Here is a 21,047-nt window from a genome sequence, read left to right on the forward strand (position 1 = left end):
TACTCACATTGTAGTAATATATTAAAAAATACCTTTGGTTACACCAGTAAACAGATCATACATAATAATTTTATTGTCTCAAGGTAGTAAATTTAGGTTCATATATAATATGCACTTATCTATGCTATAAAATATATCCATTAATTCTTATAAAATTTAGGTTATTAATATTTTGGTTATTTGCTTTTATATATCCTTATTTATTATCAACTGTAGCCAGTCCTTTTGCAGTTCTTTTTATACAATCATTTTTTATTATCTTTAGACCTGATGCTTTTCCTGCTGTACCTATTATATATATAAAACATTTTCCAATTTTTAAACGTTTTACCTACCTATCCAAGTTGGTTATTTGCTTTATCACAAGCCTTAATGTATATTATCACCTCTTTTGGACTAGTTTTTTTAGTTAAATATTTTGATAATTGGGGAGTATTGTTTATATTCATTACAGTAAGTATAGGTTTACATGGGGAATATTATATTGTGAAAAGCTGGATAAAGTAGTTGAAAGTTATCTTCAAACTTCGTTAGTGACCGTTCCAGCTGATAATCTTTAGGATATAGATACTGATAGCATAAAAATAAGAGCCTTTCTTTTATTACTGGAATTTTAAAGTATGCAGCTATAGGTAATGAATTTACAAAATTTATTAAAGTCTCTTCAATAATTTTTTTAGCTTTCTCAGGTGATTTAGCTCCTAAAGTCTCTGTATATTATGGACTCTATCAAAAAGTTTTATAAATGCCGTATTATATATCTTTTCTGTTTAATTAATAGATTTAAGCTTTCTTCAGCAGTGATTTTCCCGTAAAGTTTAATTCTAGTTATGCCTTCTACATGTTTTGCTACCTCTGCTCCAAAAAGGCCGTTAATCATTTCTTCAGTTAAATTCTGTATCCTCAATAGTATAGTGAAGTAGAGCAGCCTTTATCATATTAGAAGTAAAAAGCTTAGGAACTTCTTCAGCTATAAATTCTGCAAGTATAATCGTCACCTCAATCGGATGGGAGTAATAAGGATCACCTGATTGACGCATTTGAGAACCGTGATATTTACGAGCGTAGTAAATGCCTTTTTTAACCTCCTCTATATCAATAGGATTTTTTACTTTAGTGTTTAAATTTTCTAGTGTATCAAGTAATTTTTTAGCGTCAACGTATACTTCAAACTTTTTTTCCCAGAGCCTATATTTTCCATAAAAGTTATTTTTTATTTTTTGTTAATAATAGTTGATTACAATTAAAGCAAAAATTAAAAAATTATAATAATATTTTAACTTTAAATATATTATTAGCAACCTTTGGTTATTTTGTATTTTAACAACTATCATTTTACTTTATTAGCTGCTTTAACTGCCACTTCCTCGTGCAATTTATACTTTGCTATTTTTTTTGAAAATCTAGTCAAAATAACAGCAACAGTAATAAATAATGCGGAAAAGAATTACAGTAGAATTCAGAAAGGTTCTCCGACAAGATAAATTTAAAGGCGAGCGAGCTAGGCGTATATTAATATGTGAGCAAAGGCGATAGTACAAAATTCGCTTGTATCAAGCTTTATGAATTATGCTGTATATGCAAGATTCTAAAAACTCGTATGGATCAGAAAAATTATTCAGTGTCATACCATGGCTTGTTGACCACGATATACGATTCCGCCCATATCATCCTAGTTCGCTTGACCGCAGGTTCCAAAAACAATAGCCAAGTAATGTAATATTATAATGAAATACATAACTATGGCTAAAGCGAGATAAAAAAGATATAAACTGTCATACCGGGACTTGTTCCCGGTATCCAGAAAACCTTAAAAAGTTTTGGATCCCGTGGTCAAGCCACGGGATGACAAATTAATAGCATACCATTTTTATTTAACCCTAGCTATATCAATCTCTAAATAGACAATCTCTTCTCGTTTGCTTCTTGTCAACGAATTGTAAACTTTATTAGACTTCTTCAGAAATAAGGATTGAGAGAGGAATTTGAAAGAGACACTTCACTTTGAACCGGAGAGCGTACATACTACTAGTATGTGAGGATGAGCGGTAAGGATCGACGTACAAATTACCTCTAGAAGTAGAGTTTCCGAAGAGGTCTATTGTATGACACTGAACGTGTTTCCTGATTTACACAATAAAAAACTATAACTATAAAGAACCTGGGAATTTAGAAAAAGTACTAAAATTTAGTATTTTTGTACTGGATTATTTCGTCAATTACTTTGTAATTTTCTTGCAATGGCATTAAATTATTAACTAATATATACTTAGTTAGAAATGCCATTTCACAAAGATACTGTTTTTCTTGATAGATTTAACTATTGTAACATTTAAAACTGAAAAGCTTGAGTTTAAGCTTCATTCATTGTTTGATATTTTCGTTGAAATACTAAAAACTTTTGATTGGTGGGCGATGACGGACTCGAACCGCCGACACTCTCGGTGTAAACGAGATACTCTACCAGCTGAGCTAATCGCCCATATTTTTTATTAATTAGTAAAATAAATAATTTAGCAAAATTTTATTAGTTTTTGCTTTTAAATTACTATAAAGTGTTATTTACTTTCGTTCAAACTTTTTATTTGCCTTGATAATCTGCTGATTTTTCTTGAGGCGGTATTTAATTTAATTATATTTTTTTTCACACCTTGCATTATCTTAGACTGAGCAACAGATAAAGCTAAGTTAGCATTTTCTTTATTACCAAGACTGATTTCATGTACAACTTTCTTTATAAAAGTTTTTATTGCACTAGATCGTTTTTTATTGATTAGAGTTCTTTTTACTGTTTGTCTAGCAGCTTTTTTTGCTGAAGAATGATTAGCCATCACCGAGTCCCTTATATCTTAATTTTTAATTTCTTCATTAGCATCTTGCTGTATATTTCCTTTAGCATTAATATCTCTATCTACAAATTCAATATATGCTATCGGTGCTAAATCACCATAACGGAATCCGGCTTTTATTATTCTAGTATAACCGCCAGGTCTATCTTTATATCTGGTACCTAAAATATTTATAAGCTTTTCTACTGCTTTTTTATCTTTTATTTTTGATAAAACGCTTCTTCTTACCGTTAAATCAGCTTTTTTAGCTTTAGTAATTAGAGTTTCAATGTAAGGTCTTAATTCCTTAGCTTTTGGTAAAGTAGTTTTAATTTGTTCATGGGTTACAAGTGCTACAACCATATTAGCGAGCATTGCTTGCCTATGACTACTTGTTACATTTAACTTTCTGCCTTTAATTTTATGTCGCATTTTTTAGTCCTTAATTATAAGAATCTTCATAACGTTTAGATAATTCCTGAATATTTTCCGGTGGCCAATCCGGTACATCCATACCGAATCTTAAATTAAATTTTGCCAATATTTCTTTAATCTCATTTAAAGATTTTCTACCGAAATTTGGAGTTCTCAGCATATCGGATTCCGTTCTTTTTACTAGATCCCCTATATATATTATATTATCATTTTTCAAACAATTTGCCGATCTAACCGATAATTCCAATTCATCGACTCTCTTAAGTAAATAAGGTGAAAATGGTAAAGCATCAGTTTTAACTTGCTTATCTTCTTCCTGTTCTTCAAAAGAAATAAATAATTGTAATTGCTCCTGTAAAATACGTGCAGCTAAACCTACAGCCATTTCAGGTAATAAATCACCGTTAGTTTCTACAAACATAATTAATTTATCATAATCGGTAACCTGACCTACCCTAGTATTTTCTACCTTATAAGTAACACTCTTTACCGGATTAAATAAAGCATCTATAGCTATTTCACCAATAGGTAAATTATCCTCATAACTATTTGTGCTAAGTACATATCCTTTACCAACCTTGCAAGTTAATGCCATTTCAAGCTGCTTGTCCTTAGCTAGATCACAAATTACATGATCCGGATTCAGTATTTCTACATCATGACCTGTGTCAATCATACCGGCCGTTACAACACAAGGTCCTGTTACCTTTAATTTCATGATACGTTTTTCTGCAACATGCATTTTTACTTCAATACCTTTAATGTTTAAAATCACTTCCGATACATCTTCTTTTACACCGGGTATAGAAGAAAATTCATGTTCTATAGCAGGGATCTTTATAGAGGTGATAGCTGCTCCTTGTAAAGAAGAAAGTAATACTCTTCTCATAGCATTACCGAGTGTTAAACCAAAACCTCTTTCTAAAGGTTCAACTACAATTTTAGCTTTATTATTGGTTTCTGGAAAATTTTCATAAGCGACTTTATTCGGCTTTATTAAAGCATTCCAATTTTTACTTAACGATAACATTTAATACCTATGATTCTCTTATACTCTTCTTCTTTTTGGCGGTCTTACTCCATTATGAGCAATTGACGATACATCTACAATTGATGTAACCACAAAATTTTGTCCGAATAAAGCTCTCATTGCTGATTCACGCTGAGCCCCCGGTCCTCCAATCCTAATAGAAATAGTTTTTAGACCATATTCTTTTGCTTTTTCCGATGCTCTATCAATTGTTACTTGAGCTGCATAAGGTGTTGCTTTTCTTGCCCCTTTAAACCCATTACCTCCTGCCGATGCAGAAGAAATAGTATTACCTTGGATATCAGTAAATGTTACTATAGTATTATTAAATGATGCTCGGATATGCACAACACCAAGAGTGATAGTTTTTTTCTTTTTCTTAACTTTAACCGTTTGATTCATTATTTATACTCTATACTTAAACTATTATTTTACAGTTTTTTTCTTTCCGGCTATCGCAATAGCTTTACCTTTTCTAGTTCGAGCATTAGAATGCGTGTTCTGTCCTCTCACCGGCAACTTACGTATATGTCTAAGTCCTTGATAACATCTTATATCTTTCTTTTTCTTAATATTAAGCGTAACTTCTCGTCTTAAATCCCCCTCAACTTTATACTCACTTTCAATAATATTACGTAAGCTTATTAACTCTTGATCTGTCAGTTCTTTCACTTTTTTATCTTTCGATATTTTTGCTTTATTACAGATCTCTGCTGCCATAGTAGGCCCAAGACCGTAAATGTAAGTTAAACTCACAACTAAACGTTTACTATCAGGAATATTAACACTTGCAATTCTTGCCACAAATAATCTCCAAAATTTTACTGGTAACTAGAAAATAATATAAAAAAATCTTTGATAAAGTCAATTTATTTTTAGTATTTTCTGTATATCAATTTCTATTTCTTGTTCATTTTTACTTCCATTAACTATATAAAAATTACCACTATTTTTATAATAATCTATTAACGGATATGTTTCTGTTTTATATACTTCAATTCTTTTTTTTATTACTTCTTCATTATCGTCTTTTCTATAATCAAATGTACTTGAACCGCAAACATCACATACATTATCAGTTTTAGGCTGCAAGAAGTAACTATTATATATTTTACCGCAATTTTTACAACTATATCTTCCTAAAATTCTTTTAATTAATAATTCATCTGAAACATCCAAATATATTATTTTAATTTTTTCTTTAATAAATGCTTCAAAAAATTTCGTTTGCTCTAAATTACGCGGATATCCATCTAATATGTAGCCGTTTTTATATTCAGAGGATAATAAAAAATTTTTGATTACTTGATTAACTATTTCATTAGGGATAAGCTTCCCTTGCTTAACATAATTATTAATTAACTCTGCTTCACTAGTTGATGTTTTAATAATTGTTCTAAATATATCACCGATTGCTATATGTGGTAAATCAATTTTTTTAGCTATCTTTTTTCCTTGTGTTCCCTTGCCCGCTCCTGGAGGACCTAAAAAAATTACTATCACTATTTAAGCTCATTTTTAATTTTTTAATTTTACTTTCTTCATTAAACCTTCATACTTACTACTAAATAAGTAAGTTTGAATCTGAGTCATAGTATCAAGTACCACGTTCACTACAATTAAAAAACTCGTACCTCCTAAAGAAAGAGAGATTACATATTTATTCATTAATAGCTCCGGAATTACACATATTACACTTAAATATATCCCACCTATAACCGTAAGCCTTGTAAGTATATAATCAAAATAATCAGACGTATTTTTTCCTGGTCTTTTACCTGGAATATAAGCACCGTATTTTCTTAAATTATTAGCAGTTTCTTCAGAATTAAATACTATTGCAGTATAAAAAAAACTAAAAAACATAATTAATGCTACATATAATAAAATATATACGGGTTTTCCATGCCCTAAGTAATAAGTAAGCATTCCCATAGTTTCTGAATTACTATTAGAAAAATTAGCAAGCGTAGCAGGAAATAGTAAAATTGAACTAGCAAATATTGGAGGTATTACACCAGAAGTATTTAACTTGAGAGGCATATGGGTTGCTTCGCCTCCATAAATTTTATTTCCTACTTGTCTTTTAGGATACTGCACCAATAATTTTCTTTGGGCTTTTTCAAAAAATATAATTATAGCTATTAATACAACTACTCCAATACAAACAGCTATCGCTATTAAAGGCGATAATGCTCCTTTTCTTGATAATTCAAACATACTAATAATAGCACCAGGTACCCCCGAAATTATACCTATAAATATAATTAAAGACGTACCATTACCTATTCCGCGTTGTGTAATTTGTTCTCCTAACCACATTAATAGCATCGTGCCTACAACCAAAGTAATTACGGTTGTAACTCTAAAGAAAAAACCCGCTAAAATTACTACAGGACCGGTATTTGTTACAATCGACTCTAAACTTAGAGCAACTCCATAAGCCTGAAAAGAAGCAAGCAGAACCGTTAAATATCTCGATAGCTGATTTACTTTTCTTTTGCCGACTTCCCCTTCTTTTTTTAAATTTTCCAAAGGTTTATATGCAACTGACATTAATTGGATAATAATTGAGGCGGTAATATACGGCATAATTGCTAAAGCAAAAATGGACATTCTACCTAGCGATCCTCCGGATAGCATATTAAACATTCCGAGTATTCCGGATTGATTCTTTGCAGCCACACTACTTAAAGCAATTGAATCTATACCAGGTATAGGTATAAAAGACCCAAATCTACATACTATAAGAATGAGAATAGTAAAAACAATGCGACTAACTAAATCATTACCGGATTTTTTAGAAAAATTCTGCCCCATATACTATAATAATTTTCCACCTGCTTTCTCGATTAAATCCTTAGCTTTAGCAGAATAAGCATCTAATTTTAATGATAGAGGCGAAGTGAAATCATCACTACAAATAGATAATAATTTCACTAATTTCTTATTATTTTTATTATTAACTACTCCGGCTTCTACCAATTTTTCTTTCGTAATAGTATCATCAGCACTTAAACGCCCATCGGCTAATGCTTCTTCAATATTATAAATATTTATTATATTGTATTTTTTAGTTGAAATACAATTAAACCCTCTTTTAGGTAGTCTTTTGATCATAGGTGTTTGACCACCTTCAAAACCTTTTATTGCAACGCCGGACCTAGATTTTTGACCTTTAATTCCTCTACCGCCGGTTTTTCCTTTACCACTACCAATACCGCGTGCTATTCTTTTCTTATTTTTTTTAGCACCTATATTATTATATAATTCATTTAATTTCATTTAAAAACTCTAATTACATATTTTCTATTTTTAACAAATGCTTTACTTTTTCAACCATCCCTTTGATTGAATTAGTATTTGCAAGAATAACGCTCTTATTAATTTTGTTTAAACCAAGCCCAACTAATATCAATCTTTGATCATACTTACGACCTATAGCACTTTGAACTTGAGTAATTTTTATATTATTGATCTTATTATTCATAACTGCACCTTACTTACGCAACATTATTCATTAACTTGAATGTCAGAAGATTTTACAAATATTTCATTTACTTTTTTATCTCTTCTCATAGCAATAGATTTGGGTGATGCAAGTTTATTTAATGCATCAAATGTTGCAGAAATCATTGCGTAAACATTCGTTGAACCTATTGATTTAGCAACAATATCATGAACGCCTAAAGAGTCAAAAATTGCTCTCATAGATCCTCCGGCTATAATGCCTGTACCTGCTTTAGCTCTTCTTAAAATCACTTTAGCAGCTCCACTTTTACCGACAACGTCATGGTGAATAGTCCTATTTTGATATAACGGCACTTTCATCATTCTCTTTTTAGCGGCTTGTTTTGCCTTTCCTCGAGCTTCATTTACTTCTTTAGCTTTTCCGTGTCCCGCTCCGACTCTGCCGGCTTTATCACCGACAACTACATAAGCAGAAAAAGCAAATCTTCTACCGCCTTTTACTACTTTTGTAACTCTATTTACATCAACTAAAACTTCACTTAAAGTCTCGTCATTTTTTTTAACTTTAGACATTACTACAACCTTATAACCTAAAATTTTATTTTCTCTCTAGCTGCATCAGCTAGAGCTTTTACAATACCGTGATACTTATATCCGCCTCTATCAAACACTACGTCTTTTATCCCTGCAGAATCAGCTTTTTTTGCTATTTCTTCACCTACTTTGATCGCATTTTCAATATTACAATGAGATTTTTTTAATTTTTTTATTTTCTCATCTAAAGTTGAAGCAGAAGCAATCGTTATAGACTTAGAATCATCAATAATTTGTGCATATATATGTCTACCTGACTTAAATATTGATAATCTAACTCTATTAGATGTTTTAGATATTTTATGTCTTATTCTACTTCTTCTTTTTTCAAATTTTAGCTTAGCACTACTACGCATATTTAACTCTTAAATTTAATTTTTCTTACCTTCTTTACGCGGTATAAATTGATTTTCAAATTTAATTCCTTTTCCTTTATAAGGCTCAGGTGGTCTCTGTTTTATAATAATTGAAGCAAATTGTCCTAATTTTTCTTTATCTGTGCCCTCAAGAATAATAATATTTTGCTTAGGCATCTCTATTTTAATATCTGAAGGTATTTCAATTTTTGTATTATGGCTTTTAGCAAGCATTAAATTTAAGTATTTACCTTTTACCATTGCCCTGTAACCGACTCCGTTAATTTCAAGTTTAAGCTTAAAACCTTCTTTAACGCCGGTAACCATATTTGATATTATGCTTCTTGCAGTACCCCACATAGCACGTGCATTTTTATTTGCGGCTAAAGGTTTTACTAAAAGCTTATTTTCTACCAATGAAATTGCTATATTACCTTTAAAAGTTTTTGATAATTCGCCTTTAGGTCCGGATATTTTTACTTCTAAATCATTTAAACCAATTTTTACACCTTCAGGTATAGTAATCGGCAATTTTCCAACACGTGACATTTTTGTACCTTAAAATACTTTACAAATTACTTCGCCGCCAACATTTTTAATATGAGCTTCTCTATCAGACATAACACCGTAAGGAGTAGAAAGAATATATATACCCATATTATTATAATATCCTTTCAAATCTTTAATAGGAGAATATACTCTTTTTCCAGGCTTTGATACTCTATGAATTTCGCATATAGAAGCATCGCCATTAACAGAGTATTTTAAAGCTACCTCAGTATAACTAATATTATTTTTTTGAGTAGTTATATAATCCTTTATATAACCTTCTTTTTGCAAAACATCTAAAATTGAAATTTTAATTTTAGAACTAGGAAAAGAAACATTTATCAATTTGCTTTTATAAGCATTTCTAATTCTAGTTAACATATCTGCTACATTATCCGTCATTGACATATGATTTACCTATCGACTTTTACCAACTTGACTTAACTACACCGGGAACTAAACCTCTGCCTATTAATTCTCTAAGCTTATTCCTCGATATACCAAACTTTCTTGTAACACCTCTTGGTCTACCTGTAAGTTCACATCTATTTCTTATTCTAGTAGATGATGAATTTCTAGGTAATTGTGCAAGTGACATCACCAAAGAAAAACGCTCTTCTAATGAAATATTTTTATCATAAATTTTACTTTTTAGTGCTAAACGTTTATTATGTAAACTTTGTGATTTTTTTTTCCTACTTTCGTTCTTTTTTATAGAACTTACTTTTGCCATTATATATATCCTAAAAATTAATTATAAAAAGGTAAATTAAACCCTGATAACAAAAATTTACTTTCTTGATCTGTTTTAGCAGATGTAACGATTGTAATATCCATACCCCTTATTGTATCGATTTTATCGTAATTAATTTCAGGAAAAACTATCTGCTCTTTTAATCCAAAAGTAAAATTCCCTTTACCATCAAAACTTTTATAAGAAAAACCGCGAAATTCCTTAACACGGGGTAATGCAACAATTACTAACCTCTCTAAAAAATCATACATTCTATCTTTACGTAATGTAACCTTGCAGCCTATTTTCATATTTTCGCGTAACTTAAAAGTTGCAATAGATTTTCTTGCTAACGTTACAACCGGCTTCTGACCAGAAATCAAAGTAAGATCATTTACTGCATTATTAATTACTTTGGAATCGGCTGTTGCTTCCCCTACTCCCATATTTATAACAATTTTCTTAATTTGCGGTATTTCGTGTTTATTTTTATAAGAAAATTTTTTTCGTAAGTTTTCAATAATTTGTTGCTGATATAATTCTTTAAATCTTAACATTATTTACCTTCCTTACCGATAATTTCCCCTGATTTCTTTGCTACTCTAACCTTAGAACCGTCTTCTAAGAATTTAAAAGCTACCTTGGTCGGGTTACCGGTTTTTGGATCGATGTGTGCAATATTTGAGATATGTATAGGTAATTCTTTAGTTATTATCCCGCCTTCACTCATTTGATTAGATTTAGTATGCTTTTTTACTAAATTTACTCCAAAAACAATTACTTTACTGTCCTCCGGGAAAACTTTTAATATTTTACCTTTTTTTCCTTTGTGCTTTCCGGTAATAACAACAACTTCATCACCTTTTTTTACTTTTAATTTAATCATTTATAACACTTCCTCTGCAAGCGACATTATTCTAACATATTTTTTCGCTCTAAGTTCTCTTGTAACAGGACCAAAAACTCTAGTACCGATAGGTTCATCTTGTTTATTCAAAAGCACTAATGCGTTTTTATCAAATTTTATTGTACTACCGTCAGGTCTTACTACTCCAGTCTTTGTACGAACAATCACGCCTTTATAAACATCACCCTTTTTAACCTTACCGCCGGGTATAGCGTCTTTAACAGATACAACTATAACATCACCCAGCTTTGCCACCATATGGTGAGAGCCACCTAAAACTTTAATACACATCACTTTTTTAGCACCGGAATTATCTGCAACTTCCAACATGCTCTGCATTTGAATCATAAACTACTTCCAATTTTTTATACACGAGAAATAAAATAAACAATCTACCTTATAAAGTCAAAGATTAAAAAACTTTATTCCCCATTTACCACTACCCATGTTTTGGTTTTTGAGATAGGACGACTTTCAATTATACTAACTTTATCTCCTTCTTGATATTTATTTTCTGAATCATGAGCAGCATATTTTTTAGATACTTTCACGAATTTTTTATAAATAGGATGCTTAAACTTTCTTTCTACTTTTACTGTAACCGTCTTATCAGCTTTTGAACTTATAACCACGCCTTGTAACACTCTTTGCGGCATTTTAATATTCCTCACTATTAGATCTTTTTGTTAATTCAGTTTTAATACGTGCTATAGACTTTTTGACTAACAAAAACCTACTAGTATTTTTTAACTCACCTAAAGCTTGTTGAAATCTTAAATTAAACAATTCTTTTTTTAAAAGATTAAGATTTTTATAAAGCTCTTCTATTGTTTCAGTAGATAACTTACTTCTTAATAATTTTAAATCATTCATAACGTCTCACTATCCTTGTTCTAACAGGTAATTTTGCACTTGCAAGCTCCAAAGCTCTAAGTGCAACATTTTCTTCTACCCCTTCAATTTCAAACATAATTCTTCCAGGCGAAACTCTAACTGCAAAAAATTCAGGAGAACCTTTACCTTTACCCATTCTTACTTCGGCAGGCTTTTGAGAAACGGGAACATCCGGAAAAATGCGAATCCATAATCTTCCTTGCCTTTTCATACATCTAGTAGCAGCTTTTCTTCCTGCTTCTATTTGTCTTGCAGTAACACGCCAACCGTCTATAGATTTTAGACCAAATGATCCAAAAGCAAGCGTCGTACCTGCTTTTGCTTTTGAAGCAACTCTACCCTTATGAGCTTTTCTAAATTTTTGTTTTTTCGGAGCTAACATTTTAATACTTAAAATTAATTATATCTTTTATTTTCTGTATATTCACCTTTATAAATCCACACTTTAACCCCTATAACTCCATAAGTAGTTATAGCCTCAGCTGTTGAATAATCAATATCAGCTCTTAAAGTATGTAACGGCATTCTTCCTTCTATATACCATTCGGTCCTAGCAATTTCAGCACCTCCAAGTCGTCCTGAACAACTAACCCTGATACCTTGTCCACCTTGTTTAAATGAAGCCTGAATTGCTGTTTTCATGGCTTTTCTAAAAGAAACTCTTTTTTCAAGCTGTAGTGCTATAGTTTGAGCTACTATAGCAGCATCTATATTAAATTTTCTAACTTCGTGAATATTTATATAAACTTCTTTTAAAGAAGTCATTTTCTCGATAGCTTTTTTTAGCTTATCAATTTCACTACCGTTTCTACCGATAATGATATTTGGTTTTTTGGCATTAATATTAATTATAATACTTTTATTAGAAGGGCGTTCAATTAAAACTCTGCTAATTTGAGCTTGATTAAAACCCTTATTTATTACATCCCTAATTTTTAAATCTTGTATAAAAAGAGTTTTATAATGTTTTTCTGCATATAATACGGAATCCCAACCTTTAATTAAAGTCGGTCCAACTCTAAAACCATGTGCACAAACTTTCTGCCCCATTTTAATTATCCTCTTTTTCTGTAACAGTTATATAAAGATTACTAAAAAACTTATTTATTCTAGTTGCTCTTCCTTTTGCTCTTGGCATAACTCTTTTCATTACTAAAGCCTTACCTACAGTCGCTTTAGTAATAACCAATCTATCTATATCTAGACCTAAATTATTTTCAGCATTTGCAACAGCAGATTGTAAACAATCTTTTACAACTTTTGCAATTCTTTTAGGAGAAAAAGTTAATTGTACCAAGGCTTCAGATACTTTCATATTTCTAATAAAGGCTGCAACTAAATTGAGCTTCCTTGAACTTACTCTAATAGATTTAGCTTGTGCCGTAGCAAAATTTTTATTTTCCTGTACCATATAAATCTTTACTTTCTTTTGACTTTTTTATCTGCTCCATGACCGTGAAATGTTCTAGTAGGAGCAAACTCACCTAATTTTCTTCCAACCATTTCTTCATTTACAGAAACCGGAATAAATTTATTTCCATTATGAACAGAAAAGGTAAACCCTACAAAAATAGGTAAAATCGTTGATCTTCTAGACCAAGTTTTAATCATTTCAGATTTACCTGATTCCATTAATTTTTGAACTTTCTTTATTAAATAACCATCTACAAAAGGCCCTTTCCAGATTGAACGTGCCATACTAATACCTAATTAATTTAAAATCTATTTTCTTTTCTTTACGATAAATTTTGAAGTACGTTTATTTTTACGTGTCTTCTTACCCTTTGTTGGAAATCCCCAAGGAGTAACAGGATGGCGACCTCCTGAAGTTTTACCTTCACCACCGCCATGAGGGTGATCTACAGGATTCATTGCTACACCTCTAACATGCGGTCTCCAACCTAGCCATCTATTTCTACCGGCTTTGCCTAAATTAATATTTTTTTGATCCGGGTTAGATATACTACCTATAGTAGCTTTACAATCTAAAGGTACTAACCTAAATTCACCTGATCTTAATTTAATCTGAGCATATCCTGAATCTTTACCCACTAGATCTACTGAAGTACCTGCAGACCTTGCAATTTGACCACCCTTACCGACCTGCATTTCAACATTATGTAGAGTAGTACCGATAGGAATGCATTTTAAAGGTAAACAATTTCCTATTTTTATATCAGCATCTTGACTTGATATTACTCTATTACCTACAGATAATTTTTGCGGTGCTAGAATATAAGAATATTCCCCATCTTCATATTTTATTAAAGCAATAAAAGCAGTTCTATTAGGGTCATACTCTATTCTTTCAACAATAGCCGAAATATCGATTTTATTTCTTTTAAAATCAATAATACGATATAATTTTTTGTGTCCTCCACCTCTGTGCCAAGAAGTAATTCTACCTTGATTATTTCGTCCACCGGTTTTAGATATACCTTTGGTCAAAGATTTTAAAGGTCTGCCTTTCCATAAACTAGTTTTATCAACTTGAACTAACTCTCTAAGAGAAGGAGTAATTGGATTAAAGTTTTTTAAAGCCATTTATTTAATTCCTCCGGCAAAATCGATATTATGGTCTTTTTCTAATGTAACAATAGCTTTCTTTCTATTGATTTGAGTCCCTATAACTCCTTTAAATCTTTTCTTCTTACCTTTAACGTTTAAAATATTCACTTTTTTTACTTTTACTGTAAATATTTCTTCTATAGCCTTTTTAACGGTAAGTTTTTCAGCAAATTTATCTACATAAAAAGCGTATTTATTTTGTTCCGAAAGGGTTGTAGTTTTTTCTGTAATAATAGGTTTTCTAATTAAATCGTAGTATTTATAAGAACTCATCTTAACCTCTCTTCTAAAACGCTCACTGCTTCTTGTGATAATAGGACATATTCATGTCGTATTATATCATAAACATTTGCTCCTATTTGTGGAACAATCACAGTATTATAAATATTTTTTGCAGCTAAAGAAAAATTAATATCTACTTCATTTCCGTCTATTACACAGAAACTTTTCCCTTGAAATTTGTTTAATATATTTACAAGAGCAGAAGTTTTAGGCTTATCTAGCTTTAAAGAATCTATTACTAATAATTTTCCTTCAGCGCATTTCTCGGATAAAGCATGAATTAAACCAAGTTTTCGTACTTTTTTAGGTAATTTTGTTGCATGACTACGTACTCTAGGTCCATGAGCTACACCACCACCACGCATCTGTACCGATCTCAGGGAACCTTGTCTTGCATTACCTGTACCTTTTTGCTTAAAAGGTTTTTTTGTGGTTCCTAATACTTCTGATACTGTTTTAGTTTTGTGGTTACCGGACATTGCCTTAGCTCTCTGCCAATCAATAACCTGCTTTATTATATCATCTCTGATAAATTCAACAGCAAATATATTTTCATTTAAGCTAATCTCACCAACTTCTTTATTAGCAAGACTTAATACTTTAGTTTTCATCTTTATTTAACCTTATACAGTCTTATATAAAAAAACTTTTATATAAATAATATTGCATGGCGTTTTGTTAATTTGATAATCTTTAACCTCAACAAACATGTCTAAATATCTATTATACAATTATTGAAATCTTTTTTATTGCATCTTTTACTGAAAGATACGAATTTTTGTGACCGGGTATACTGCCCTGAATCATAATAAGCTTACGCTCTTTATCAACGGCAAATATTTTCAAATTTTGAATAGTCACTTGGTTACATCCCATATGACCGGCCATTTTTTTGCCTCTGAAAACCTTTCCTGGATCTTGTCTTTGTCCTGTAGAACCATGCGAACGATGGGATATCGAAACACCGTGAGAAGCTTCAAGACCTCTAAAATTATGTCTTTTCATACTACCGGCAAATCCTTTACCTATAGTAGTTGCCGTTATATCCACAAATTGTCCTGCTGTAAAATGGTCTACTTCTAGACTTGTTGCTATATCAATAAAATGCTCTTCAGAAATTCTAAATTCTTTTAATTTAGTTTTAGGAGATATTTTAGCATTAGCAAAAACTTGTTTCATAGGTTTGGTTACTCTAGATATTTTTTTATCTTTTACACCTATAACCAAAGCATTATATCCATGTTTTTCTAGAGTTTTATGTCCTACTACTTGACAATCATCAACTTTTACTAATGTTAAAGAAATTCTTTCGCCTTTATCATTAAAAACACTAGTCATCCCAACTTTTTGAGCAATTATACCGGTTCTCATTTATTCCCCACTCTCTAATTCAATCACTACATCAACACCTGCTGCTAAATCAACTTTACTTAAAGCATCGACAACCGCCGGATTCGGATCACCTATAACTAATAATCTTTTATGCTTTCTAATTTCAAATTGCTCTCTTGACTTCTTATGTACATGAGGAGACCTATTTACGGTAAATCTTCCAATTTTTCTAGGTAAAGGAATAGGACCATTAATGTTAGCAAACGTTCTTTTAACAGCACTAACTATCTCTTTTGTAGCTTGATCAAGACTACGGTGATCAAATGATTTTAAACGAATTTTGATTTTATTTTTCATTCAGTAAACCTAATATTTAAACAGCAAGATGTTTTTTTAGACACCTTTCCAAACTTTACTTCTAGAGGTAATTTGTACGTCGATCCGGTACTCGAATCCTCACGTACGTTATATTATACGCTGCGGTTCTGCGTTCCGTACCTCCTTCAAATTCTTCTCTATAAGAAGCCGTTTTGGAAAAATGTTTATTACATCTTAAAACATAAATACCTATTATTTTTTAATAATAGGTATTTATAAAATCAATTAATTATTTATTTTAGTTACTACGCCGGCACCCACTGTTCTACCACCTTCACGTATAGAGAATTTCAACCCTTCCTGCATCGCAATCGGTTTAATTAATTCCACTGTAAAAGTAGCATTATCTCCAGGCATAACCATCTGCTTATCAGCAGGCAATTTTATTGTACCGGTAACGTCTGTTGTTCTAAAATAGAACTGCGGACGATAGTCATTAGTAAATGGGGTATGACGTCCACCTTCTTCTTTACTAAGCACATATACTTCAGCTTCAAACTTATCATGCGGTTTTATGCTACCAGGTTTTGCGAGAACTTGTCCTCTTTCAACTTCTTCTCTTTTTGTACCGCGTAGTAATATACCAACATTATCTCCGGCTTGTCCTTCATCAAGTAATTTTCTGAACATTTCTACACCGGTACAGGTAGTTTTTTGCGTATCTTTTAGACCGACTATTTCAATTTCATCACCTACCTTAATTATTCCTGACTCTACTCTCCCAGTTACAACAGTACCTCTTCCTGAAATAGAGAATACATCTTCTATCGGCATTAAGAAAGGTTTATCCGTAGCTCTTACAGGCTGCGGTATATAGCTATCTACTGCATCCATTAGCTCATTAATAGCTTCTTCACCTTCAGGCTTTCCTTCTAAAGCTTGAAGTGCAGAACCTTTAATGATAGGTATTTCATCACCCGGAAAACCATATTTTGATAATAATTCCCTTACTTCCATCTCTACTAGTTCTAATAGATCAGGATCATCCACCATATCTACTTTATTTAAGAATACTACCATAGCAGGCACACCTACCTGTTTTGCTAGTAATATATGCTCTCTAGTTTGCGGCATAGGACCATCAGCAGCAGAAACTACTAATATTGCACCGTCCATCTGAGCGGCACCGGTTATCATGTTCTTTACATAGTCAGCGTGTCCCGGACAATCTACGTGTGCATAGTGTCTATTTTTAGTCTCATATTCTACGTGTGCAGTAGAAATAGTTATACCTCTTTCTTTTTCTTCAGGAGCAGCATCAATTTGATCATACGCTGTAGCTTGTGCTCCACCTGTCTTAGCAAGTACTATAGTTATTGCTGCCGTTAAGGAAGTTTTACCGTGATCTACGTGACCGATCGTACCTATATTAACGTGCGGTTTAGTTCGTTCAAATTTTGCTTTTGCCATATTATTACTCTCTACAATTTTTTAGGTTTAATACAAGTTAATTTTTTATAAGTGCATTTTTTTGCTAAATTTATTTGTTACCACTATCTCTGGAGCGGGTGATGGGAATCGAACCCACACAGCCAGCTTGGAAGGCTGGAACTCTACCATTGAGCTACACCCGCATTGTGGCACTATTAATAAAATAATTTCAAAGTTATTTTGTTAACAGTGCTATATCAATTTTATTCAGATTTATAAATATACACAATGATGTTTTATTTTTAAATAAAATTAAACATATACACATGAAATCTTTTAAAATAAAATGATATGCTTCCCTGAACCATTTAAGTGGTGGAGGGAGAAGGATTCGAACCTTCGAACGCTTACGCGGGCAGATTTACAGTCTGCTGCCATTGACCACTCGGCCACCCCTCCTAAAGAACTTTACTGTATTAAATAGACTAATTCACTGTAAAATACAATATACACTTAGTATTAGGACTTAATAAAACTTCTTGCCGAATCATCAAATAAACAAATAGCAGCTTGCACATTTATTTAGTTGTAACTTTCTATAATAAATAGTAGTTTCTGTCAAGCACAAATTACTGACGGTTTTCAATAAGATGCAAAATAAAAAACTTGATTCTAAACATTGTTATTATATGTATGGGAAACATCCGGTATTTTCTGCTCTAAATAATCCAAAACGTCAAATTGACAATATTTTATGCACTAGGGAAATTTTTGATACAAACAAAAAATTAATAGGTACTAGATCTTATGAAATTGTTAATAACGATATTTTATCTAAATTACTGGAAAACCACACACATCAAGGAATAGCTGCAAAAATTAGACCAATTTTTTCTTACAATTTAGAGGACATAGATATAACAAATCCAAAATGTAAAATTGCGATTCTTGATCAAATAACAGACACACAAAATATTGGAGCCATTATTCGTAGTGCCGCTGCTTTTGATATAAATGCTATAATATTACCTCAAGATAATTCTCCGAATGAAAGCGGCGGCATTGCTAAAGCGGCTTGCGGTACTTTAGAATTAATACCTATAATTAAAGTTACTAACTTACGCTCATGTATGAATTATCTTAAAAAACACGGCTTTTGGATTATAGGTCTAACAGGTTCTGCAAATGACTACTTTACCGATAAATTAATTTCCGACAAAATAGTATTGGTATTTGGCTCAGAAGATAAAGGCATACGAAGATTAGTCGCAGAAACATGTGATTATTTAGCCAAAATCCCTATTTCTCAGAGAGTAGAAAGTCTTAATGTATCAAATGCCGCTTCTATAATTTTTCATTCATTACATAATTTTTAATAAATCAAATATTGTTTTTTATTTACTTCGATATAAATATTTAGTCTACTAAAATTAAAGTCATAAACTTTTATTATATCAATTAATTTGAGAGAAAAGTCATGAAAAGGGGACCAAATGAACAAATTATCGAGAGTTTTGAAAAACAATTAGACATATTGATAAATGCACTGACAGAAAAAGAGATAACAACAGTTATATTAAACAATTTTTTTGATAAAGTGATCAATAACCTCAAGAATGCAAGATTAATTAATGATACTATATTTGATATATATCAAGGTAAAGCAGTAATTACTAAACCTATATATTCCGATTATATAGAATCTTCCGAACCTAAATATAACGAACATTGGCAAAAATTTTATAGTTTTAATCGTAATCTTATGATAGAAAGCACATTAATATTTATTGCTAAGAATCTAAAAAACGCTTCTTTAACAGACAAATTATATTATAGCTTTGCTAAATTAGCCCAGCAATTAGACTTGAATGCAGTAAGTGACCATTTTATGAAAAAAATAGATAATTATATAACATTTAACAATTTATGAAAAATTACAGAACCGAAAGTGATTCTTTTGGAGAAATTCAAATAGAAGAACAATTTTATTGGGGGGCCCAAACTCAAAGATCTTTAGAAAATTTTAAAATAGGCAAGCAAAAAATGCCTGAAAATTTAATTCGTGCTCTTGCTATTTTAAAAAAATGTGCAGCACAGGTTAATCATGAGTTTGGTGATTTAGAAGCTAAAATCGCTATAAGTATAGATAAAGCCACGGATAGAATCTTAGAAGGCGAATTTGAGGATAATTTTCCTTTAGTAGTTTGGCAAACAGGTTCAGGAACACAAACAAACATGAATATGAACGAGGTTATTGCCTCTATTGCCAACGAAGAATTAACAGGCAAAAAAGGCGGCAAATCTCCGGTACATCCTAACGATCATGTTAATAAAGGACAATCATCCAACGACTCTTTTCCAACCGCTATGCATATAGCAACCGTACTTGCAACTAAACAGCAACTGATACCAGCTTTGAATAATATACTTACCTCTTTGCAGGATAAGTCAAAAGATTGGGACAAAATCATAAAAATAGGACGTACTCACTTGCAGGATGCCACTCCTTTAACTCTTAAACAGGAATTCTCCGGATATATTACACAAATAGAGTATGCTTTAGAACGCATAGAAAATGCACTACAAAAAGTTTATCTACTTGCCCAAGGAGGAACGGCAGTCGGTACAGGTATTAACTCAAAAATAGGCTTTGATATAAAATTTGCCGAGAAAGTGGCAGAGTTTACTAAACAACCCTTTAAGACGGCTCCTAATAAATTTGAAAGTCTAGCTGCTCACGACGCACTAGTAGAATTTTCAGGAACTCTTAATACTATAGCAGTGAGCTTAATGAAAATAGCAAATGATATAAGACTGCTCGGCTCCGGTCCAAGATGCGGTCTTGATGAGCTACATTTACCTGAAAATGAACCTGGTTCTTCTATTATGCCCGGTAAAGTAAACCCTACACAAGTCGAAGCTTTAACAATGGTGTGCAGTCAGGTGATGGGAAATCATGTTACGGTTACTATTGCCGGCTCAAACGGACATCTTGAACTTAACGTATTTAAACCCGTAATAATATACAATATCCTACAATCTATAGAGCTGTTATCCGATAGCGTAAATAGCTTTGTTACTCACTGTGTTAAAGGATTAGAACCCAATATAGCACGCATTAATGATTTACGTGATAAATCTCTAATGCTTGTTACAGCTCTTAATCCGCATATAGGCTATGATAATGCTGCAAAAATTGCTAAAGAAGCACATAAGCACGGGATTACTTTAAAAGAAGCAGCTAAAAAACTCAATCTTCTATCGGAAGCAGAATTTGATAAAATAGTAGTACCTGAAAAAATGGTTGATCAATCTTAGA

General features: G+C 31.7%; 32 protein-coding genes, 3 tRNA genes and 2 pseudogenes. 3 read left to right on the plus strand and 34 right to left on the minus strand.

All coding sequences use genetic code 11. The features are described from left to right. Nucleotides 1-465 precede the first annotated feature (465 nt). The 34 genes and pseudogenes from RMA_RS05470 to RMA_RS05630 all read right to left on the minus strand — a co-directional run bounded on the left by RMA_RS05470 (nucleotide 466) and on the right by RMA_RS05630 (nucleotide 18,187). Nucleotides 466-1,217, minus strand: a pseudogene (locus tag RMA_RS05470) (HD domain-containing protein). 1,189 nt (nucleotides 1,218-2,406) lie between these two features. Then, a tRNA-Val gene (locus RMA_RS05475) sits at nucleotides 2,407-2,482 on the minus strand. Between the two features lie 76 nt (nucleotides 2,483-2,558). Next, nucleotides 2,559-2,831, minus strand: a complete 273-nt coding sequence (gene rpsT / locus RMA_RS05480; protein WP_014365557.1) for a 30S ribosomal protein S20 — start codon at nucleotides 2,829-2,831, stop codon at nucleotides 2,559-2,561. 18 nt (nucleotides 2,832-2,849) lie between these two features. Further along, nucleotides 2,850-3,260: a 50S ribosomal protein L17 gene (gene rplQ, locus RMA_RS05485; protein WP_012153024.1), complete on the minus strand. Its 411-nt coding sequence runs from the start codon at nucleotides 3,258-3,260 to the stop codon at nucleotides 2,850-2,852. Nucleotides 3,261-3,270: 10 nt separating this feature from the next. Continuing rightward, nucleotides 3,271-4,293: a DNA-directed RNA polymerase subunit alpha gene (locus tag RMA_RS05490; protein WP_012153025.1), complete on the minus strand. Its 1,023-nt coding sequence runs from the start codon at nucleotides 4,291-4,293 to the stop codon at nucleotides 3,271-3,273. An 18-nt stretch (nucleotides 4,294-4,311) separates the two neighbouring features. After that, nucleotides 4,312-4,695, minus strand: coding sequence for a 30S ribosomal protein S11 (gene rpsK / locus RMA_RS05495; RefSeq protein WP_014365555.1), 384 nt, complete (start codon nucleotides 4,693-4,695; stop codon nucleotides 4,312-4,314). Between the two features lie 24 nt (nucleotides 4,696-4,719). Continuing rightward, on the minus strand, nucleotides 4,720-5,097 hold the full coding sequence (gene rpsM, locus RMA_RS05500; RefSeq protein WP_012153027.1) for a 30S ribosomal protein S13: 378 nt from the start codon (nucleotides 5,095-5,097) through the stop codon (nucleotides 4,720-4,722). A gap of 60 nt (nucleotides 5,098-5,157) precedes the next feature. Further along, a complete protein-coding gene (locus RMA_RS05505) occupies nucleotides 5,158-5,796 on the minus strand; it encodes an adenylate kinase (RefSeq protein WP_041404814.1) in 639 nt (212 codons plus the stop codon). Nucleotides 5,797-5,811: 15 nt separating this feature from the next. Further along, nucleotides 5,812-7,113: a preprotein translocase subunit SecY gene (secY, locus tag RMA_RS05510; RefSeq protein ID WP_012153029.1), complete on the minus strand. Its 1,302-nt coding sequence runs from the start codon at nucleotides 7,111-7,113 to the stop codon at nucleotides 5,812-5,814. A gap of 3 nt (nucleotides 7,114-7,116) precedes the next feature. After that, nucleotides 7,117-7,578, minus strand: a complete 462-nt coding sequence (gene rplO, locus RMA_RS05515) for a 50S ribosomal protein L15 (RefSeq protein WP_012153030.1) — start codon at nucleotides 7,576-7,578, stop codon at nucleotides 7,117-7,119. A gap of 13 nt (nucleotides 7,579-7,591) precedes the next feature. After that, nucleotides 7,592-7,783: a 50S ribosomal protein L30 gene (gene rpmD / locus RMA_RS05520; protein ID WP_012153031.1), complete on the minus strand. Its 192-nt coding sequence runs from the start codon at nucleotides 7,781-7,783 to the stop codon at nucleotides 7,592-7,594. 23 nt (nucleotides 7,784-7,806) lie between these two features. Beyond that, nucleotides 7,807-8,337: a 30S ribosomal protein S5 gene (rpsE, locus tag RMA_RS05525; protein WP_014365550.1), complete on the minus strand. Its 531-nt coding sequence runs from the start codon at nucleotides 8,335-8,337 to the stop codon at nucleotides 7,807-7,809. Between the two features lie 17 nt (nucleotides 8,338-8,354). Beyond that, a complete protein-coding gene (gene rplR / locus RMA_RS05530) occupies nucleotides 8,355-8,714 on the minus strand; it encodes a 50S ribosomal protein L18 (RefSeq protein ID WP_012153033.1) in 360 nt (119 codons plus the stop codon). A 15-nt stretch (nucleotides 8,715-8,729) separates the two neighbouring features. Further along, complete coding sequence (rplF, locus tag RMA_RS05535; RefSeq protein WP_012153034.1) at nucleotides 8,730-9,263, minus strand: 50S ribosomal protein L6; 534 nt, start codon at nucleotides 9,261-9,263, stop codon at nucleotides 8,730-8,732. Between the two features lie 9 nt (nucleotides 9,264-9,272). Continuing rightward, on the minus strand, nucleotides 9,273-9,671 hold the full coding sequence (rpsH, locus tag RMA_RS05540; protein ID WP_012153035.1) for a 30S ribosomal protein S8: 399 nt from the start codon (nucleotides 9,669-9,671) through the stop codon (nucleotides 9,273-9,275). Nucleotides 9,672-9,690: 19 nt separating this feature from the next. After that, nucleotides 9,691-9,996 carry a 30S ribosomal protein S14 gene (gene rpsN, locus RMA_RS05545; protein ID WP_008580947.1) on the minus strand — a complete coding sequence of 102 codons (306 nt, stop codon included), beginning with the start codon at nucleotides 9,994-9,996 and terminating at the stop codon, nucleotides 9,691-9,693. Between the two features lie 17 nt (nucleotides 9,997-10,013). Continuing rightward, entirely contained in the window at nucleotides 10,014-10,553 is a 540-nt protein-coding gene (gene rplE / locus RMA_RS05550; protein WP_041404815.1) for a 50S ribosomal protein L5, read from the minus strand. Next, the gene (rplX, locus tag RMA_RS05555) at nucleotides 10,553-10,882 is read right to left on the minus strand and encodes a 50S ribosomal protein L24 (RefSeq protein WP_012153038.1); all 330 of its coding nucleotides are present in this window, start codon (nucleotides 10,880-10,882) and stop codon (nucleotides 10,553-10,555) included. Before rplX ends, rplE begins: the two co-directional genes overlap by 1 nt. Next, nucleotides 10,883-11,251 (minus strand): 50S ribosomal protein L14, encoded by a 369-nt coding sequence (gene rplN, locus RMA_RS05560; protein ID WP_012153039.1) that lies wholly within the window; start codon nucleotides 11,249-11,251, stop codon nucleotides 10,883-10,885. 74 nt (nucleotides 11,252-11,325) lie between these two features. Then, entirely contained in the window at nucleotides 11,326-11,559 is a 234-nt protein-coding gene (gene rpsQ, locus RMA_RS05565) for a 30S ribosomal protein S17 (RefSeq protein WP_014365545.1), read from the minus strand. A 1-nt stretch (nucleotide 11,560) separates the two neighbouring features. Then, nucleotides 11,561-11,776 (minus strand): 50S ribosomal protein L29, encoded by a 216-nt coding sequence (gene rpmC / locus RMA_RS05570; protein ID WP_012153041.1) that lies wholly within the window; start codon nucleotides 11,774-11,776, stop codon nucleotides 11,561-11,563. Beyond that, nucleotides 11,769-12,179, minus strand: coding sequence for a 50S ribosomal protein L16 (gene rplP, locus RMA_RS05575; protein ID WP_014365544.1), 411 nt, complete (start codon nucleotides 12,177-12,179; stop codon nucleotides 11,769-11,771). Before rplP ends, rpmC begins: the two co-directional genes overlap by 8 nt. Nucleotides 12,180-12,193: 14 nt before the next feature. Beyond that, nucleotides 12,194-12,847, minus strand: coding sequence for a 30S ribosomal protein S3 (rpsC, locus tag RMA_RS05580; RefSeq protein WP_041404816.1), 654 nt, complete (start codon nucleotides 12,845-12,847; stop codon nucleotides 12,194-12,196). A gap of 1 nt (nucleotide 12,848) precedes the next feature. Continuing rightward, complete coding sequence (rplV, locus tag RMA_RS05585; RefSeq protein ID WP_004997796.1) at nucleotides 12,849-13,208, minus strand: 50S ribosomal protein L22; 360 nt, start codon at nucleotides 13,206-13,208, stop codon at nucleotides 12,849-12,851. A gap of 8 nt (nucleotides 13,209-13,216) precedes the next feature. Further along, nucleotides 13,217-13,495, minus strand: a complete 279-nt coding sequence (gene rpsS / locus RMA_RS05590) for a 30S ribosomal protein S19 (protein ID WP_008580964.1) — start codon at nucleotides 13,493-13,495, stop codon at nucleotides 13,217-13,219. Nucleotides 13,496-13,519: 24 nt separating this feature from the next. Then, nucleotides 13,520-14,341 (minus strand): 50S ribosomal protein L2, encoded by an 822-nt coding sequence (gene rplB, locus RMA_RS05595; RefSeq protein ID WP_012153046.1) that lies wholly within the window; start codon nucleotides 14,339-14,341, stop codon nucleotides 13,520-13,522. After that, on the minus strand, nucleotides 14,342-14,638 hold the full coding sequence (rplW, locus tag RMA_RS05600) for a 50S ribosomal protein L23 (protein ID WP_041404817.1): 297 nt from the start codon (nucleotides 14,636-14,638) through the stop codon (nucleotides 14,342-14,344). Continuing rightward, nucleotides 14,635-15,258, minus strand: a complete 624-nt coding sequence (rplD, locus tag RMA_RS05605) for a 50S ribosomal protein L4 (protein ID WP_041404818.1) — start codon at nucleotides 15,256-15,258, stop codon at nucleotides 14,635-14,637. Before rplD ends, rplW begins: the two co-directional genes overlap by 4 nt. Before the next feature lie 112 nt (nucleotides 15,259-15,370). After that, nucleotides 15,371-16,018, minus strand: a complete 648-nt coding sequence (gene rplC, locus RMA_RS05610) for a 50S ribosomal protein L3 (protein WP_012153049.1) — start codon at nucleotides 16,016-16,018, stop codon at nucleotides 15,371-15,373. Continuing rightward, nucleotides 16,019-16,336 (minus strand): 30S ribosomal protein S10, encoded by a 318-nt coding sequence (gene rpsJ / locus RMA_RS05615; RefSeq protein WP_012153050.1) that lies wholly within the window; start codon nucleotides 16,334-16,336, stop codon nucleotides 16,019-16,021. After that, nucleotides 16,333-16,526, minus strand: a pseudogene (locus RMA_RS12080) (palindromic element RPE1 domain-containing protein); the annotation flags it as partial. The gene rpsJ and the pseudogene RMA_RS12080, both read right to left, overlap by 4 nt. 56 nt (nucleotides 16,527-16,582) lie before the next feature. Beyond that, the gene (gene tuf / locus RMA_RS05620; RefSeq protein ID WP_041404819.1) at nucleotides 16,583-17,767 is read right to left on the minus strand and encodes an elongation factor Tu; all 1,185 of its coding nucleotides are present in this window, start codon (nucleotides 17,765-17,767) and stop codon (nucleotides 16,583-16,585) included. Between the two features lie 90 nt (nucleotides 17,768-17,857). Continuing rightward, nucleotides 17,858-17,931 (minus strand) — tRNA-Gly (locus RMA_RS05625). A 170-nt stretch (nucleotides 17,932-18,101) separates the two neighbouring features. Then, a tRNA-Tyr gene (locus RMA_RS05630) sits at nucleotides 18,102-18,187 on the minus strand. A 191-nt stretch (nucleotides 18,188-18,378) separates the two neighbouring features. Here RMA_RS05630 and rlmB point away from each other — a divergent pair. The 3 genes from rlmB (at nucleotide 18,379) to fumC (ending at nucleotide 21,046) form a co-directional block, all read left to right on the plus strand. After that, nucleotides 18,379-19,104 (plus strand): 23S rRNA (guanosine(2251)-2'-O)-methyltransferase RlmB, encoded by a 726-nt coding sequence (gene rlmB / locus RMA_RS05635; protein ID WP_041404820.1) that lies wholly within the window; start codon nucleotides 18,379-18,381, stop codon nucleotides 19,102-19,104. Nucleotides 19,105-19,205: 101 nt separating this feature from the next. Further along, the gene (locus RMA_RS05640) at nucleotides 19,206-19,658 is read left to right on the plus strand and encodes a hypothetical protein (protein ID WP_012153053.1); all 453 of its coding nucleotides are present in this window, start codon (nucleotides 19,206-19,208) and stop codon (nucleotides 19,656-19,658) included. Further along, complete coding sequence (gene fumC, locus RMA_RS05645) at nucleotides 19,655-21,046, plus strand: class II fumarate hydratase (RefSeq protein ID WP_012153054.1); 1,392 nt, start codon at nucleotides 19,655-19,657, stop codon at nucleotides 21,044-21,046. The genes RMA_RS05640 and fumC overlap by 4 nt, the downstream gene beginning before the upstream one ends. Nucleotide 21,047 lies beyond the last annotated feature (1 nt).

This window comes from Rickettsia massiliae MTU5, from assembly GCF_000016625.1.
GTDB lineage: Bacteria > Pseudomonadota > Alphaproteobacteria > Rickettsiales > Rickettsiaceae > Rickettsia > Rickettsia rickettsii.